This is a genomic window from Marinimicrobium sp. ARAG 43.8 (genome assembly GCF_050113635.1).
Taxonomy (GTDB): domain Bacteria; phylum Pseudomonadota; class Gammaproteobacteria; order Pseudomonadales; family Cellvibrionaceae; genus Marinimicrobium.
Window position 1 is genome coordinate 146,309 of sequence record NZ_JBNJLT010000004.1, and the last position, 16,327, is coordinate 162,635.

The 16,327-nt window shown below is 59.3% G+C and carries 13 protein-coding genes; 11 read left to right on the forward strand and 2 right to left on the reverse strand.

Annotated features, from left to right (window positions below; all coding sequences use genetic code 11):
• Positions 1 to 124 precede the first annotated feature (124 nt).
• Positions 125 to 1,216, reverse strand: a complete 1,092-nt coding sequence (locus ACQCLF_RS09745) for a sensor histidine kinase (RefSeq protein WP_426986716.1) — start codon at positions 1,214 to 1,216, stop codon at positions 125 to 127.
• Between the two features lie 266 nt (positions 1,217 to 1,482).
• On the opposite strand from ACQCLF_RS09745, the gene argH reads away from it, so the two are divergent.
• A complete protein-coding gene (gene argH / locus ACQCLF_RS09750) occupies positions 1,483 to 2,895 on the forward strand; it encodes an argininosuccinate lyase (protein ID WP_426986718.1) in 1,413 nt (470 codons plus the stop codon).
• A gap of 291 nt (positions 2,896 to 3,186) precedes the next feature.
• Positions 3,187 to 3,390, forward strand: coding sequence for a hypothetical protein (locus tag ACQCLF_RS09755; protein WP_426986720.1), 204 nt, complete (start codon positions 3,187 to 3,189; stop codon positions 3,388 to 3,390).
• A 78-nt stretch (positions 3,391 to 3,468) separates the two neighbouring features.
• Here ACQCLF_RS09755 and ACQCLF_RS09760 read toward each other — a convergent pair whose 3' ends face one another.
• Positions 3,469 to 3,681 (reverse strand): hypothetical protein, encoded by a 213-nt coding sequence (locus ACQCLF_RS09760; protein WP_426987071.1) that lies wholly within the window; start codon positions 3,679 to 3,681, stop codon positions 3,469 to 3,471.
• A gap of 143 nt (positions 3,682 to 3,824) precedes the next feature.
• Between ACQCLF_RS09760 and ACQCLF_RS09765 the strand changes: the two genes are divergently transcribed.
• The 9 genes from ACQCLF_RS09765 (at position 3,825) to ACQCLF_RS09805 (ending at position 16,326) form a co-directional block, all read left to right on the forward strand.
• Positions 3,825 to 6,293: a hypothetical protein gene (locus ACQCLF_RS09765; RefSeq protein ID WP_426986722.1), complete on the forward strand. Its 2,469-nt coding sequence runs from the start codon at positions 3,825 to 3,827 to the stop codon at positions 6,291 to 6,293.
• 242 nt (positions 6,294 to 6,535) lie between these two features.
• Positions 6,536 to 8,299 carry a response regulator gene (locus ACQCLF_RS09770; RefSeq protein WP_426986724.1) on the forward strand — a complete coding sequence of 588 codons (1,764 nt, stop codon included), beginning with the start codon at positions 6,536 to 6,538 and terminating at the stop codon, positions 8,297 to 8,299.
• Between the two features lie 4 nt (positions 8,300 to 8,303).
• On the forward strand, positions 8,304 to 11,144 hold the full coding sequence (locus ACQCLF_RS09775; protein WP_426986726.1) for a class I adenylate cyclase: 2,841 nt from the start codon (positions 8,304 to 8,306) through the stop codon (positions 11,142 to 11,144).
• Positions 11,145 to 11,194: 50 nt separating this feature from the next.
• Positions 11,195 to 12,112 carry a hydroxypyruvate isomerase family protein gene (locus ACQCLF_RS09780; RefSeq protein ID WP_426986728.1) on the forward strand — a complete coding sequence of 306 codons (918 nt, stop codon included), beginning with the start codon at positions 11,195 to 11,197 and terminating at the stop codon, positions 12,110 to 12,112.
• A gap of 104 nt (positions 12,113 to 12,216) precedes the next feature.
• Positions 12,217 to 13,215: an alpha/beta fold hydrolase gene (locus ACQCLF_RS09785; RefSeq protein ID WP_426986730.1), complete on the forward strand. Its 999-nt coding sequence runs from the start codon at positions 12,217 to 12,219 to the stop codon at positions 13,213 to 13,215.
• A gap of 92 nt (positions 13,216 to 13,307) precedes the next feature.
• Entirely contained in the window at positions 13,308 to 13,472 is a 165-nt protein-coding gene (gene lptM / locus ACQCLF_RS09790; RefSeq protein ID WP_426986732.1) for an LPS translocon maturation chaperone LptM, read from the forward strand.
• Between the two features lie 21 nt (positions 13,473 to 13,493).
• Positions 13,494 to 14,747: a diaminopimelate decarboxylase gene (gene lysA, locus ACQCLF_RS09795; RefSeq protein WP_426986734.1), complete on the forward strand. Its 1,254-nt coding sequence runs from the start codon at positions 13,494 to 13,496 to the stop codon at positions 14,745 to 14,747.
• 46 nt (positions 14,748 to 14,793) lie between these two features.
• On the forward strand, positions 14,794 to 15,624 hold the full coding sequence (gene dapF / locus ACQCLF_RS09800) for a diaminopimelate epimerase (protein WP_426987073.1): 831 nt from the start codon (positions 14,794 to 14,796) through the stop codon (positions 15,622 to 15,624).
• The gene (locus ACQCLF_RS09805) at positions 15,625 to 16,326 is read left to right on the forward strand and encodes a DUF484 family protein (RefSeq protein WP_426986736.1); all 702 of its coding nucleotides are present in this window, start codon (positions 15,625 to 15,627) and stop codon (positions 16,324 to 16,326) included.
• The last annotated feature ends 1 nt before the right edge of the window (position 16,327 follow it).

A 16,327-nucleotide genomic window follows, 5' to 3' on the forward strand; every position in this document is an offset into this window, starting at 1 on the left:
CAATCCTGAGTTTCTGTATTTATATACAGTTATAGCTTGTGGCTGCCGTGCTTGCAAGGAGAGTGATATGCCACATATTCTCTAGTACTGAAACCGGGATCAGGATGTTAAGGAGCATTTCATGTCATGATGGCCACTTCGCAGGATAAACAATCAACAGGGTAAACCTACCGTCATCGCGCCGGGTGGACAAGCGGGCGGTCGGGCCGAAGTGGGCGTGGAGGCGATGACGGATGTTGTCCAACGCCATGCGGTTGTGTCGGCCTGGCTCGGGCGGAGTGGTGTTCGGCAGCGGGTTGCTGATTCGCACCGCGACCTGCGACCCGGAGCGAGCCACCTGAATATCGATGGTGCCACCCCCCGGTAGCGGCTCGATGCCATGCAATACGGCGTTCTCCAGCAGTGGCTGCATCAGCAGCGCCGGCATGGGGGTGTCCTCCGGCAGTTCATCCAGGTGCCACTCCACCTGGAGACGCTTGCCCAGGCGCAACTGTTCCAGGGCGAGGTAATCCCGGCACAGATCGATTTCGCGCGCGGCGGGGATCAATGCCGGTTCGGCCAGACTGGCCCGGAACAGGCTGGCCAGATCCTCGACGGCGCGTTCGGCCTTCTCGGGGGCGATCGGAATGAGGCTGGCGATGCTGTTCAGGCTGTTGAACAGAAAATGTGGTCGTATGCGCGATTGCAGCGCCTGAATCCGGGCATCCAATTCGGCGCGCTGTTGGTTGCGCAGCTGTTGTTGCAGGTAGAGATAACGCAGGCCGATGCCGGCGAGAATCGCGGCGGTCAACAGGTTTTCCGCCAGTTGCCACAAGTGGCGTTGCCAGTGTTCGAGGGGTGAACCGGACGTACCTGAAAAACCGCTGAGCAGCCATTGGCCGAGCAGGGAAAACACCAGGGTAACCATCAGCACCAGCCCGTAGCTCAGCGCCCCGGCCCGCACCGGGTGCAGGCGGTTCAGGCAGGGTTTCAGCCGGCACAACAACACCGCGCTCACCAATACCACCCACTGCAGCTGAAAGGAGTACAGGGCAATAGCGTCCCAGGTGAGCGCCGCCAGGCCATGGTGAACGATGGCCAGCAGCAGCGCGAGCAATTCAGCCACCAGCACCAGTACCAATACCGCCTGGGGCGCGCACAGGTCTGGCAGGAAGTGAACCGTGTCGGCGCGAGGCCTGGCATCACCTTGGGTTGTGGAGGCGTATTGCTCGGTCAAATCGATGGCCTGTTGGTTTATACTGTGCGCCTTTTGTTGTGCGGACTTTCAAATACGCAAACGCCAAATACGCAAACGCGCCGCCCAAGCAGCAAGCCAGTTTCAACCAGCGGCGTTTGCCGAGCGCGTTTCTGCCAATACGTGTTTCTGAATGGCACAGCGGCTATCCTACGCGGTTTTGGCGCCATTGGGCACGGTTGCCTGTGGCGGTTTGAAGGTTTTGCCAGCGTTTTGTTACCCACGTCAACTTTACAGCGAGTGTCTTCATGAGTCAGAGCGATCAGAAAACGGAGCAGACCAACCAGTCCTGGGGCGGCCGCTTCTCCGAGCCCGTCGACGCCTTTGTCGAGCGCTTCACAGCCTCGGTGGGTTTTGACTATCGCCTCTACCGACACGACATTCAGGGCTCCCTGGCCCACGCGGCGATGCTGGCCAAAGTGGGGGTGCTCAGCAGCGAGGAACACGAGCGCATTGTCGAGGGCCTGGAAGCCGTGCGTGCCGACATTGAGTCCGGTCAGTTTGAATGGTCCGTGGCGCTGGAAGATGTGCATATGAACGTGGAGGCGGCGCTGACCCAGCGGATTGGCATCGCTGGCAAAAAGCTGCACACCGGCCGGTCGCGCAACGACCAGGTGGCCACCGATATCCGTCTGTATCTGCGCGATGAGATTGACGCCATTAGCGCCGAACTGAACCGCTTGCAACAGGGACTGCTGGATCTGGCTGAGCGTGAAGCCGACACCATCATGCCGGGTTTCACCCATTTGCAGACTGCTCAACCGGTGACCTTTGGTCACCACCTGCTGGCGTGGTTTGAAATGCTGCAACGCGATCACGGCCGCCTGCTCGACTGTCGGACGCGGATGAACCAGTCGCCGCTGGGTGCGGCCGCCCTGGCGGGCACCACCTACCCCATTGACCGTGCCATGACCGCGCAAGCGCTCGGGTTCGACAAGCCGACGGAAAACTCCCTGGACTCGGTCAGCGACCGGGACTTTGCCATCGAATTTTGCGGCTTTGCCAGCATCCTGATGACGCACCTGTCGCGCGCGAGCGAGGAGCTGGTGTTGTGGACCTCGGCGCAGTTTGGTTTTATCGATTTGCCCGACCGCTTCTGCACCGGCTCTTCCATTATGCCGCAGAAGAAAAACCCCGATGTGCCGGAACTGGTGCGCGGTAAAACCGGGCGGGTAAACGGCCATTTGATCAGCCTGCTGACGCTGATGAAATCCCAGCCGCTGGCGTACAACAAAGACAACCAGGAAGACAAAGAGCCGCTGTTCGATGCGGTGGATACCGTTAAAGATTGTCTGCGTGCCTTCGCCGATATGGTGCCGGCGATCCAGTCCCGCAAAGACAACATGTACGAAGCGGCCAAGCGCGGATTTTCCACCGCTACGGACCTGGCGGATTATCTGGTGCGCAAGGGCACACCGTTTCGCGATGCGCACGAAGTGGTGGGCAAATCCGTGGCCTACGGCATCGAAACCGGCAAGGACCTGTCCGAAATGTCGCTCGAAGAGCTTCAGCAGTTTTCCGAGACCATCGGCCAGGATGTGTTTGAGGTGCTGACGCTCGAAGGATCAGTGGCGGCCCGCAATCACACCGGTGGCACGGCGCCCGACCAAGTGCGCGCTGCGGTTAAACGTGCGCGGCAAACCCTGCAGCAAACCCCGTAAGGGTAAGTCCTTCACAGACAGCCTGTTGGGGTTTGATCGGTTCATTGCCATCGACACATTGAGCGCTGCTTGAGCGGCCAGCGCGTTTTTTCTCTTTGGCTAAGGCTGTCTTTGTTGTACACCGCCAACCGCACCGGCTGGACCCCCAGCGACGCTCACACGGCCGAAACCTGCTATGCTGTATGGCAAAAGGGGTATCCAGGCGTAACACTCGAGCAGTTTGCGTCTGACTTTAATATCCCGCCGGGCAGTGAGATATTAAAGTTCACTTAACTTACGAGGATACTAACCATGGAACTTCCCTCTATCCTGTACGGCGTTGCAGGCTTTCTGTTTGTTATGGCGGTCACTTACTGGGGCCACAAACACGAAGCCAAAGATGGCAGAAAAAGACGTTTGTCTCGCAGCGATCACAACTCAGGACCAGCGGCAGACATTGCCCGGACCGGTGGCCGGATGTACGGCGTTGGTTACTCCGCCAGGTCGCGCCGCTAATGAAGCGACGCCTTATTTCTGATCACCAATTTATACATGTAAAAACCAGCCCACCGGAAAGGTGGAGAAATCCCTTGCTCAAACGTCCATCTGTAACTGGCTCTTCTCCCGGAAATAGAACCAAATCTTGTGGACGGCTCGGCCTTTGCGCTCCGTACGATAATGCACGTCGTAGTTGCTCTTGACGTTCAACTCCTTAATGGCGGGCTCAATAATCCAGCGCTTGAGATCGGCGGACCGAGGGTACTTGTCCTCCAGGTCAAACTTGTGCCGCAGCTGCTCGATGGTAATCCACCGCTCCCCAACACTTAAATACTGACGTTACCTTCCCCTTTTCTGTACACCTCTTCATCATAAATCCAGCGGGTGCGCTATCATGGGGTTTGAAAACCACGAACCCCATAACTACAAACCCCATAGAGGGAGAGAGAGAAATGAAGTACCGTTGTACCCCCCTGCTGGGCTGGGTCGTGTTGGCTATGGGCGTCGCCCTGATCGGTTGCCAGCATGTTCCCCCCGTGGCACCCGGGCTGGATGGCCAGCCGCTGACGCTGAATGAGCACACCCTGTACGTGGATGGCCAACTGAAGCGCGACTGGCCAAAGCAGCATATTTTCCACAGCTTGCACACGGCAATCGCGGCGGCGCCTGTCGGAACCGAGCAACGCCCCACCACAATCTATCTTGCGCCGAATGTCTACTGGATGCACGGCACGGAGACGGACCGGGGCCTCTATATTCATCAGGACTGGATACGGCTGGTCGGATTGAGCGACGATCCCCGGGATGTGGTGCTGGGCGATAACCGTGGCCACACCATTGGTGCGCACAGCACCTCCGGCTCCTCTCCAGCGGAAACCCTGTTCGTGACAGGCACAGGGTTCAGCGCGGAAAACCTGACCATTGGCAACTATTGCAATGTCGATCTGGTGTACCCGCGCGATCCGTCGAAAAACCGGACCAAGCGTTCCGATACCATTACCCAGGCGTATGTGATTGGCGCCTCCAGCGAGGAGAAAACCCTCGATAAGTTTGTGTTTCGCAACGTGCGCTTTATCAGCATGTTGGACACTCTCGCCTTGGGCGCTGTCGAGCGTGCGTATTTCGACGGTGTGTATGTGCAGGGCACCGACGATTACATCGGCGGCGGTGATGTGCACGTGTTTGAACATTCCGTGCTGCACAGCTACACCAGCAAGCCGCTGTATACCGCCGGGCGACATGGTACGGCCTTTATTGACAGCCGCTGGGAGGTCAGCTTTTCCGATCCACAGGATCTATGGCTGTCGAAAAACGCCTCTACGCTCTTTTTGATGAACGTGGATTTTGTGGATCGCACCGGTCAGTTGGGAGACGTGCACTGGTCCCCCTACCCCAAAGCGTCGGTGAACAGTTACCAGTACGGCGTGACCGTCAAGGGCGAGCCGTACCGGATACTTCCGACGAACAATGGCCGGGTGCTGAATGCGGAGCAGAAGCCGGCGTACAGTGCCGCCCACCTGCTGGCTGGAGATGATGGCTGGAATCCGACCGGTAAGCCGTTGGATCCGAATCGTGCGCACGAACCGCTGGATATTCGCCTGAGTGGCCCCACCGAAGTGCGTTCCGGTGAAGAGGCCATCGAGTGGAATGCCGCTGTGTTTCCGGAGCAGGCGACCGGGGCACTGAGCTGGTCCACTGATAATGAGGTGTTAGCGGTTTCCGAACTGGACCATCAGAGGGTGCAGCTCACCGGAGAGTACGATGGGGAATCGCCCATCCAGGTCAGTGTGTCGGTCCGTGCCGATAATGGTTTGGAGAATCATCGTGACGTGACGGTGTATCCCCGGTTGTTACCCGCGCCAGACTTCGATCAGAAGCCGAAAGTGCATATAACGAGTGAGGGGGAAGCCCGCGTTGAGTATGCCCTGAATCTGGACTGGGAAGGTGGTGAGCGCCCGGATCGTTCACAAATTCGCTGGTATCGATTGAACGACCCGGACGATGATAGCCCCGTGCCGGTAGCGGTGGGCCGTAGCGAGCAGCCGCTGAGTCGCTATCCATTGACGCGCAGTGATGTGGGGCATTACCTCATGGCGATGGTCGCTCCGCAGCACAATCGCAGTCAGGCGGGAGCCGTCCGGAAAGTCATTACCGAGCGCGCCGTGCGCTCGGCGGATCTGGCACCGGGCGTATTGTCGTCGGTGAACCTGTCCGCGAGCACACTTCAAAGCTTTCCGGTTGCAAGGCAGTCCCGGCCGATGAATGAGGGGTGGATTCGGGACACCTTTTATCCCGACGACCAACGCGTTGGCTGGACCGCGCGCCCAGTGGACGGTTGGCGCTACGGCGTCGGCGTCAATGGGGCAGATGGTCGTGTCGGGCTGATGCCAGCTGCGCAGGGAGCCCGTCTGCTGTACACCCGTGACGATTTCAATGGCGAGATGAGCGTGGAAGTTGCGCTGGATACCGAGAAAACCGCAGGTCAGGGTTTTGGCAGCCCCAATGGACAGTATCTTGAGGTTTACATCCGGTACGACACTCGCACTCAAAGTGGCTATGCGCTGCGTATCGAGCGCACCGCCCGGTATGGCTTCGCCACGGATTTTACGCTCTATCGCTACGAGAACGGCACTGGCACACCGATCAGCGAATCGGTCTCCTCGACCGCCTTCAATCCAGGCAGTCATATTCATTTAGCCGTTCATGATGACCGACTGGTCGCCCGGGTCACCAGTGACACGCTCCAGTCGAGCGACCAAAAAGCGGCTGGCTTGCCCGCAGAGGTCAAACTCGAGGCCAGCCTGGGGTCATCCGTCGCGTCCGGAGGGTTCGGGTTGCAGCACACCGGCACCGTGGGTCCGGGGGGCCGATTCGTTCTGCATCAGTTGACGGCGCACTACCGCGACGACGGATCGTTATGAATGGTGTAGGGGCGCACCGGAGTCAGTGCGCCCTTACCGGATAATGAGCTTATCGGTAACAGTGTTTTAGCCGCCAGGTGCAGGGTCTCGGTGATCCCAATCTGGGCAAAGATCATTGATGTGAGGCGCTTTGGAAGCACTGTCATTATTTTTTCCTTTGGCAAATGGCACCAAATGCACTAGCCTTTAGAGCTGTGGTTTGATTCTAACAATTTTTCCTAAACGGCCGTGGTGCTCTGGCAATGGCGACAGACGATCCTTCCCTGCATCAGCGCATCCGGCAGTTGGAGCGGGAGCTGGCCGACCTTAAAGCGCAAGCGGAGCGGCCTCCGACCACTGGCGATGGTGCCTTCCTGAGCGTTCGCGACGCTCTGATCGCCGCCAAGACTGAAGCCGATCTTGCCAATCGCACCAAAAGTGAGTTTCTGGCGCGCATGAGCCACGAGATTCGCACCCCCATGAATGCCATTATTGGCCTGGGGCATTTGCTGGGCGATACGGAGCTGGATAAACAGCAGCTCAGCTACCTCAACAGCATGAATGCGGCGGCTGACTCCCTGCTGCACATCATCAATCAGGTGCTCGATTTCTCCAAAATTGAAACCGGAAGGATCGTGCTGGAAAACGCCCATTTCGATCTGGAACAGGTGTTTGAAAAGCTCGCCCGCCTGTTTGAAGTCAGTGCCGTACACCGGCATGTGGATATTACCTACGACCTGCACCCCGACGTGCCGCGCTTTTTGCGCGGCGACACCGCGCGGCTGGGCCAGGTGCTGAGCCATCTGGTCAACAATGCGCTGCAATACTCCTCCAGCCGTCAGGTACTGGTGAGCGTCGCCCGCGAGCGGGAAACGACTGAGGAGGTGGCGCTGCGGTTTTGCATTACCGATTTTGGCGTGGGCATGTCGGCGCAGCAGATTGAGCACCTGCAGGCCAGCTTCGACGCGCTGGCCGAGGGGAAAAACCTGCCGATCGCGCCCGGCGATGGACGTGCCGGTGTGTTAAGCAACACCGGCTTCACGATTTGCTATCACCTGATTCGGCTCATGAGAGGCCGCCTCGACATCGAGAGTCAGCCGGGCGAAGGCTGCAAGATCCGTTTTACCGCCTGTTTTGAGCACAGCCAGATTGGCGCGAAAACCCTTAAAGAACACCCCCACCGCTTCGAGAACCTGCGTGCGCTGATCGTCGACGACAACAGCCTGGCCCGGGATATTATTGGCCGCACCCTGCAAAGCATGCATCTGCGCGCGGACTGCGCCGACTCGGGGCGCGGGGCGTTGGAGCTGTTGCGGGCGGCGGATCGGGCGGGAAAACCCTACGATCTGGTGCTGATGGATTATCAGATGCCGGGTATGAACGGCCTGGAAACCACCGCGCAGCTTAAAACCCATTGCCGGTTGCAGCAGGCACCCCAGGTGCTGCTGATTTCCTCCTACCATCGGGATGAAATCTTCCACGACGATATCAACGCGGAGCTGGTAGATGGCTTCCTCAACAAGCCGGTGAGCGAGTCGCGCCTGTTTGATGCGCTGACCCAGTTGTTTAGCGGCGAACTGGCGGCCCGCCTGGAATCCCCTTTGGTGGAAGACAGCCATCCGCTCAAAGGGCTGCGGGTACTGCTCGCCGAGGACAACCGGGTTAACCAGCAAGTGGCCCGAGGTATCCTCGCCAAACGGGGCGTAGAAGTAACGTTGGCGAGCGATGGCCGGCAGGCGCTGGAGCGTTTTTATCTGGATGTGGACGCTTACGATCTGATTTTAATGGACCTGGAAATGCCGGAAGTGGATGGCTACGAAGCCACCCGGATCATTCGGGCCGGCAGCCAGCGTCCTGACATTCCCATCGTGGCGTTAACGGCTCAGGCGATGCGCGGCGACCGGGAGCGATGCCTGGCCGAAGGCATGAATGATTACATCAGCAAACCCATCAAACCCGCGTTGCTGTACGACACGCTGGTTCAGGTGCTGAACCGCGTTTCAGCGACCCTCAACGATCTTAAGTAAACCGATGTCGACGGGATCAATTGCGCTGGACGACATTGAGTCGGGCCTGGATCGGCAACAGTTGACCCGTGTGCAAGAGCGCTTTCTCGGCCTCAACCGCGAGCGTCATCGGCGCATGCTGGCCGGTTTGACAGATCGACAGAGCGATGTCGTAAGCTTGCTGCCATTGCTGTTCCACGTTAATCACCCGGTCCTGCCCGGCTATGTCAGCCGGGAGGCCCCTTCGGGTCTGAGCCGGTACGAGCCCGACCCGGCGGATATCCGCCTCGCCCGCACTCTCGCACTGAGTTTTCGCTATCGCGCCGAGGTGCGCCGCTCCCAGCCCGCTGTCGAAGCGCTGTTTGTCATGGGCAGCGTGGGTACGGTGGCGCAGAGTGACCGTAGCGACCTGGATGTGTGGGTGTGCCATCGTGGTGATTTGTCGGCGGCCGGGCGTGAGCAATTGCGCCTGAAGTGCGAACGGCTCACCGCCTGGGCCATGGAAAACACACGGTTGGACATCCATTTTTTCCTGATGGAGCCCGGGTATTTCCGCAGCGGCCAATTGGGCCAGCTCAGTGAAGAAGGCAGCGGATCGGCCCAGCGCTACCTGTTGCTGGATGAGTTCTACCGGACGGCGGTCTGGCTCGCCGGGCGCCTGCCACTGTGGTGGTTGGTGCCTGCTGGATGTGAGACCCGCTATAGCGAATACGCCCATACCTTGTTGTCCCGACGCTTTATTAACCCCGATACCGTCATCGATTTTGGAGGCTTGCCCGGTATTCCCGAAGAGGAATTTGTCGGTGCGGGTATCTGGCAGCTCTACAAAGGGATTGATTCGCCCTACAAGTCCGTCCTGAAGCTGATGCTGATGGAGGCGTACTGTCGCGGTCGGGCACGCCGCCCGTTGGCGCTGGATTTCAAATCGGCCGTCTACGCCTCTACCCCTCGACCCGATGCGCTGGACCCTTACGTCATGGTCTATCGCGCGCTGGAAACTTACCTCACGGCTATCGACGCGTCCGACCGACTGGATCTGGCCCGGCGCTGTCTCTATTTCAAATGCGACAAGCCATTGACCCGGACGGCCCGCTCCGGCGAAGCGGACTCGCAGCGTCGCATTCTGGAGCAGTTGGTCTCCGAGTGGGGGTGGGACCGGGAAACCTTGCGCCAACTGGATGAGCGCCGCCGCTGGAAAGCACCGCAGGTGATGCAGGAGCGCCAGCAATTGGTGGCGGAACTCAGCACCAGCTACCGGTTGATTCACTCACTGGGTCAGGGAAAGGCTGAAGCGCATATCCGGAACGATGAGCTCACTCTTTTAGGGCGCAAACTGCACGCGGCTTTCGAGCGCAAAGCTGGAAAAGTCGAGCGGCTCAACCCCGGCATCTCCCGGGATATGGCGGAAAGCGAAGTACAGTTCGTCAAAGAATCAGAAGGAGAGGCGTCCGCGTTAACGGAGCCGGTGTGGGTGCTGTACCGTGCCCGGCAAGGCCGGATTGAGCCGCCCGCGTTCAAGCGTTCACGCCATTTACTGGAGCTGCTGGTGTGGAGTCAGAGCAATGGCGTGTTGACGCAGGCCACGGCTTTTGAAGTTCGCAACGGACCACTCCAGTGGAGCGCCCCGCAATGCCAGCAGCTCGTCTACCGGTTGCAGCAGTGGCTGCCGACGTCGGCCGTGCCCCACAAGGCGTTCCAGCAGCCGGCCAGAGTGGAGCGCATGCTGTGGCTTATTGATATGGATGCGGGAATGGCGGCGCCGGGCGACGTCCGCTCGTCGGCGGACTATCAGGCAGGCGCGCAGGCGCTGACCATGCATTCGCTGGATATCGTGCAGTGCAATAGCTGGGGCGAAGTGATTTGCCGGCGCCTGGAGGGTGATCTGCTCCAGGAAGGGTTGCAGTACCTGCTGCGCGGATTACCTCCGGGTGATCGCCCGCCCGCCGTTGAGGTGAGTTTTGTCTCGTTTGCGCGCCAGGGGAACGTGTTGACACAGTATCTCGATCAGCTTTGGCGGGATTTGCAAATCGGCTTTTGCGCCGAACCACGGTCGTCGCAACGCCGGTACCTGGTGGAGGCGTCCCAGGGGTATTTGTTGGTTCACTGGGTGCAGCAGCAACCCAGTGTGACCCGTTGCGAAGACTACGCCTCGTTACTGGAAAGGCTGGGGCAGCGGCAACCCGGGTACAGCCCGCTGGTAGTGGATCGGCACGCGTTGAAAAACCGACCACTTAGACTGATGGCGCAGGCGGCCCGCGAACCTGGGGTTTATGTATTTTACCGAGTGCTCGCGGCGCAGGCTGAGGTCAGCCTGTGGGATGAGCGAGGCTCATTGCTGACGGTGGTGATGCCCTTTTACAGTCATGCCACCTTGCTTCGGCCGCTGGCGCATTTCCTGCGTGCCGCCCAGGCGAGGCTGGCGGCTGAAGAGGGTCGCTTCGCCGTTAGAGACACGGGCATTCGCTTTTTTGAAATGCTGGGCCGGGTCGAACAGGGGCAGGGCTATCTGGAAGAGCGTACCGGCGGTGGTGAGCTGGACGGGCTGAATATGACGGATGTGCAAGTGATTGCGGAGGCGGAAGCGTCGGGCGAGCTGCGGTATACGGTGTTTTGCAACGGGCGGGAATTCTCCGAGCTGGATTATCCAAGCAATCGGCTAGACAGCGAGGCATTGTTTGTCGCCGTGGTGCAGGATATCCTCGCCAGCCGTCCTTCCGGTGTGCGCTATCCGTGTTATATCACCGATCTGGACATCAGCCAGTGCCGGGATTGGCTGGCCCCCCAGACCGGCTTGCAACTGAGCGATTACCTGCGGCTGAAAGCGCAGTTGGAGCAGCGGCTGAATAGTGCGCTACACAAGGCGTAGCCAAACGTGCAAAATCTGTAGACCAACATGAACCATAACAGGAAACCACTATGAGCAGTACAGTCAATCGTCGCGCCCTGCTGCGCGGAGCGGTGGCCAGCGCGCTCGGCTTAACCAGCCTTGGCGCGCTTGCCAGTTCAGGTACCGTAGGAAGCCTCAAAACAGCGGCGGATCGACGCGGCTCCGAGCTTGAACTCAAAGGTAACATCCGGCACTCGGTCGCCCGTTGGACCTACGATTTCCTGTCTGTGGAAGAGCTCTGCGGATTGGTTAAGCGCATCGGATTTTCCGCGATTGATCTGGTCGGCCCAAACGAGTGGCACATTCTGAAAGAACACGGTATTGATTCATCCATGTGTAACGGTGCCGAACCCAGCCTCGAGGAAGGCTGGGGTAACGCCGAGCATCACAGCGGCCTGATCGAGAGCTACCGCAAGCACATTGATCTGGTCAGTGAAGCGGGCTACACCAACCTGATCTGTTTCAGTGGTAACGCCCGGGGCCTGGACCCGGAGGATGGACTGAAAGCGGCGGTCAAGGGTTTGAAACAAGTCATCGGGCAGGCGGAAAAACGCGGCGTGGTGCTGCAGATGGAACTGTTCAACAGCAAAGTGAATCACCCGGACTACCTGTGCGATAGCTCCGCCTGGGGCATTGAGCTGTGCAAGCGCCTCGGCTCCCCGAACTTCAAACTGCTGTATGACATCTACCACATGCAAATCATGGAAGGCGATATCATTCGCACCATCCGGGACAGCCATCAGTATTTTGGTCATTACCACACCGCCGGTGTGCCCGGTCGGCATGAAATTGATGACAGCCAGGAGCTGTACTACCCGGCGATCATGAAGGCGATTACCGAGATTGATTTCGATGGCTACGTGGCCCAGGAGTTTATGCCCGACCGCGCCACCGATGAAGAAAAAATCGCCTCACTGCGTCAGGCCATTCAAATCTGCGACGTATAGTGAGCCCTCGCAATGGTTCCGTGGTGCACGGAACCATTGCGAGCCTTCCCCGATCTCTATAGGGTGATTGGCTGTACCAGCCAGTGCTTACCGGGGAATGTCTTATGATTAATCGGATCGCTTTTTTCATCCTTCTGCTGGGCGCTGCCCTGCCGACCTGGGCGGATACCGCCGCAGACGATACACCCGCCTACGATGCCCGATTAAGCCAGTACCCCTACCCGTTTGACGTTCACACCTTCGCGTTTGACAGCCAGAGCCAGCCACTCGAAATGGCGTACATGCACCTGCCGGCGGAAGACGGGCAGCCCACGGTCGTGTTGATGCACGGGAAGAACTTCGCAGCGGATTACTGGGAAGGCACCGCACGGGTTTTGCACGACAAAGGCTATGGCGTGCTGATGCCGGACCAGATCGGGTTCGGAAAATCCAGCAAACCGGCGCATTACCAGTTTTCCTTTGAAGCGCTGGCCGCCAACACCCGGGCGCTGGTGGATGAGCTGGGGCTTGCGCGTGTCATCGTCATGGGCCATTCCATGGGCGGTATGCTGGCCACGCGCTACGCGCTGCAATACCCCGATCAGGTGGCCGAGCTGGTATTGATGAACCCCGTCGGGCTCGAGGATTACCTGCGCTACGTGCAGTACAAAGACCCGGCTTTTTTCTTCGCCAATGAACAACAGCAAACCCTGGAAAAAGTGCGTGCCTACCAGCGCAAAAACTATTACGACGGCGACTGGAAACCCGAGTACGAAGCGCTGATCCGTATCCACGAAGGCTGGTTGAACGGACCGGACTGGGAGCGTATCGCCTGGAACAACGCACTCACCTACGACATGATTTTCACGGGCCCGGTCGCGAATGAGTTTCAGCGCCTGAGCGTACCCACACACCTGATTATCGGCACCCGCGACACCACTGGGCCGGGGCGTGGCTGGAAGAAAGACGGTGTCGACTATCAACTCGGGCGATACGACCAACTGGGGAAAACCGTCGCGAGGCAAATTCCCGAGGCGACCCTGCATGAGCTGGAAGACGTCGGGCACATGCCGCATATCGAGGCCCCCAAACGTTACCGCGCCGTGCTTGACGACATATTCTGAGCGGGGTCCGTTTTGTTGAGCCGCCGACACCCCGGCGGTATACTGCCCGCCGATTATTATCTGACGTTGACCGGACCCCGGGAGAAGCCGCCATGACCCTTCGTGCTGCCATCGCCAGCGCCGCATTGGCGGCCACGCTGCTGCTGACCGGCTGTGGCCAGAAAGGCCCCCTGTACCTGCCTGAGGATGCCGACACCACACCCGAGGCGGCCGTGGCCGAACCGGCCCCGGAACCGGAAGCCTCTCCGGTCAATTAATCGCCTGTTTTGAGACTGACTATGTCCGTATTTGAACGCCGTGATGGCGAACTGTTTGTGGAAAATGTGCCCCTCGCGCGAGTGGCCGAACAGTATGGTACTCCCACCTACGTCTACAGCCGGGCCGCGTTTACCCGGCATTATCTGGCCTACGCCGAGGCGCTGGGGGAGCACCCGGGCATGGTGTGCTACGCGGTCAAAGCCAACTCCAACCTCGCCGTGCTCGACCTGCTGGCCCGCCTGGGTGCCGGTTTTGATATCGTCTCCGGGGGAGAACTGGAGCGAGTGCTGCGCGCGGGCGGTGATCCGGCGCGAGTGGTGTTCTCCGGCGTGGGCAAAACCCGCGAGGAAATGGCGCGCGCACTGGACGTGGGTATTTTTTGCTTCAACGTCGAATCCGAGGCCGAGCTGGAACAGCTCTCCGACGTCGCTACCAAACAGGGCCGGACCGCACGCATCTCGCTGCGCGTGAACCCGGATGTGGACGCCCAGACGCACCCCTATATTTCCACCGGCCTGAAGGAAAACAAATTCGGGATTGATATCGCCCGGGCGCCAGAGGTGTATCGCCGCGCCCGCGAACTGCCCGGCTTGTCCGTGCAGGGGCTCGATTGCCACATCGGCTCCCAGCTCACGCAAATTGACCCGTTTATGGACGCGCTGGACCGGCTGCTGGCCCTGGTAGATGAACTGGCCGAAGTGGGCATCGAGATCCAGCACCTGGATCTGGGCGGCGGCCTGGGGGTGACCTACCGCGATGAAGTGCCGCCACCGGTCAGCGATTACATGATGGCCATCAAACGCAAGTTGTGCGGGCGTAACCTGGCGCTGATGTTCGAACCCGGCCGTTCCATTGCCGCCAATGCCGGTGCCCTGCTCACCCGTGTGCTGTACCTCAAGCCCACCGAGCACAAGAACTTTGCGATTATCGATGGCGCGATGAACGACAATATCCGCCCCGCGCTGTATCAGGCCTGGCAGGAGATCGTTTCTGTTAGTGTTGGCCGTGCTGGCTCGGCGGCACCAAAAACCTGGGATCTGGTGGGCCCGGTGTGCGAAACTGGAGACTTTCTAGGCAAAGACCGGGAACTCGCACTGGCCCCCGGCGATCTGTTGGCCATGCTCTCCGCCGGGGCCTACGGGTTTGGCATGAGTTCCAACTACAATACCCGGGGCCGACCGGCGGAAGTGCTGGTCGATGGTGACCAGATCCACCTGGTCCGCGCCCGGGAGACCATTGAGGATCAGTTGCGGGGTGAGCAAACGCTTCCCTAACGCTCACACAGTAACGCCCACACAGTATTGGGGAATTGACGGACACATGCGCCTGCGCTTCAGTAAAATGCACGGTCTGGGGAATGACTTTGTGGTGATCGATGGCATCACCCAGAAAGTCCGCCTCAACGCCGACCGAATTCGCGCTCTGGCCGACCGGCATTTTGGTGTCGGTTGCGATCAGGTATTGCTGGTGGAAACTCCCAGCCGTCCGGATGTCGATTTTCGCTACCGTATTTTTAACGCCGATGGCGGCGAAGTGGAAAACTGCGGCAACGGTGCGCGGTGTTTCGCCCGCTTCGTGCGTGACCGTAAACTCACCGGAAAACGTGAGATTCGCGTGGAAACCGCCGGCGGTGACATTCTCCTGCGAGTGGACGACAATGATCAGGTGGAAGTGAACATGGGCGTGCCCCATCTAACGCCCGACGACATTCCATTCCAGGCCGATGCGCAGGCGGTCAGTTACCCGTTGACGGTTGACGGTGAACAGTACGACATTTCGGCGGTCTCCATGGGCAACCCGCACGCGGTGCTGCTGGTGGATGATGTGAAAATCGCACCGGTGGAAACCCTGGGGCCGAAAATCGAACGTCATCCGCGTTTTCCACGTCGGGTCAACGCTGGCTTTATGCACGTGGTCTCGCCGGACGAAATTAATTTACGCGTGTACGAACGCGGTGCCGGTGAAACCCTCGCCTGCGGCACGGGCGCTTGTGCCGCCGTGGTGGCGGGCCGTCTGCGCCACCTGCTCAATGAATCCGTCACCGTTAATTTACCCGGCGGAAGCCTGAAAATTCGCTGGGCCGGACCCGGCGAGCCGGTGATCAAAACCGGTCCGGCAACCACGGTATTTCACGGACAGGTCAAAATCTAAATGAGCGAACAGAACTCTGAAGACAGCACCAAGCCATCCGCGCTGAGCGATGATCAGGTCGTTGAGTACCTGAAAACCCACGCGGATTTTTTTGTGCACCACCGCAAGTTGCTCGCGGACTTGGAGTTACCGCACGAAAGTGGTTCCGCCGTCTCCCTGGTGGAGCGTCAGGTCTCCGTATTGCGTGATCGCAACATGGACATGCGCCACCGCTTGAGCAAACTGCTCGATAATGCCCGCGAGAATGACAAGCTGTTTGATCAAACCAAGCGGCTGGTGCTGGCCCTGATCGAAGGGCGAGACCTGGGGGACATTGTGGATGCCCTCTTCTACAGCTTTGATCAGGAGTTCGATATTCACTACACCAGCTTGTTGTTGTTCGGCCATGTCAATCGGGTTCCCAGCAGTCAGGCCCGCGTGGTGTCCCTGGATGAAGCGCGCCGCCACATTGCTCCCCTGCTCAAAAACAACCGCGCCATGTGCGGCACGCTCGGCGAAGGTGAATTGTCCTTTCTGTTTGGCGATCACGCCAGCCAGATTGGCTCCGTGGCTACCGTGCCATTAGTGCACGGCAACGCTTTTGGCCTGCTCGCCATCGGCAACCGCGATCCGCACTACTACCGTTCCAGCATGGGCACCCTGTTCCTGGGTTACATCGCCGAAGTGCTGAACCGCTTGTTACCCGACCACCTTCCGCGCTAAC

Coding starts and splice junctions, on each gene's coding strand:
- argH (WP_426986718.1), top strand. CDS start 1,483: ATGAGTCAGAGCGATCAGAAAACGGAGCAGACCAACCAGTCCTGGGGC.
- ACQCLF_RS09755 (WP_426986720.1), top strand. CDS start 3,187: ATGGAACTTCCCTCTATCCTGTACGGCGTTGCAGGCTTTCTGTTTGTT.
- ACQCLF_RS09765 (WP_426986722.1), top strand. CDS start 3,825: ATGAAGTACCGTTGTACCCCCCTGCTGGGCTGGGTCGTGTTGGCTATG.
- ACQCLF_RS09770 (WP_426986724.1), top strand. CDS start 6,536: ATGGCGACAGACGATCCTTCCCTGCATCAGCGCATCCGGCAGTTGGAG.
- ACQCLF_RS09775 (WP_426986726.1), top strand. CDS start 8,304: ATGTCGACGGGATCAATTGCGCTGGACGACATTGAGTCGGGCCTGGAT.
- ACQCLF_RS09780 (WP_426986728.1), top strand. CDS start 11,195: ATGAGCAGTACAGTCAATCGTCGCGCCCTGCTGCGCGGAGCGGTGGCC.
- ACQCLF_RS09785 (WP_426986730.1), top strand. CDS start 12,217: ATGATTAATCGGATCGCTTTTTTCATCCTTCTGCTGGGCGCTGCCCTG.
- lptM (WP_426986732.1), top strand. CDS start 13,308: ATGACCCTTCGTGCTGCCATCGCCAGCGCCGCATTGGCGGCCACGCTG.
- lysA (WP_426986734.1), top strand. CDS start 13,494: ATGTCCGTATTTGAACGCCGTGATGGCGAACTGTTTGTGGAAAATGTG.
- dapF (WP_426987073.1), top strand. CDS start 14,794: ATGCGCCTGCGCTTCAGTAAAATGCACGGTCTGGGGAATGACTTTGTG.
- ACQCLF_RS09805 (WP_426986736.1), top strand. CDS start 15,625: ATGAGCGAACAGAACTCTGAAGACAGCACCAAGCCATCCGCGCTGAGC.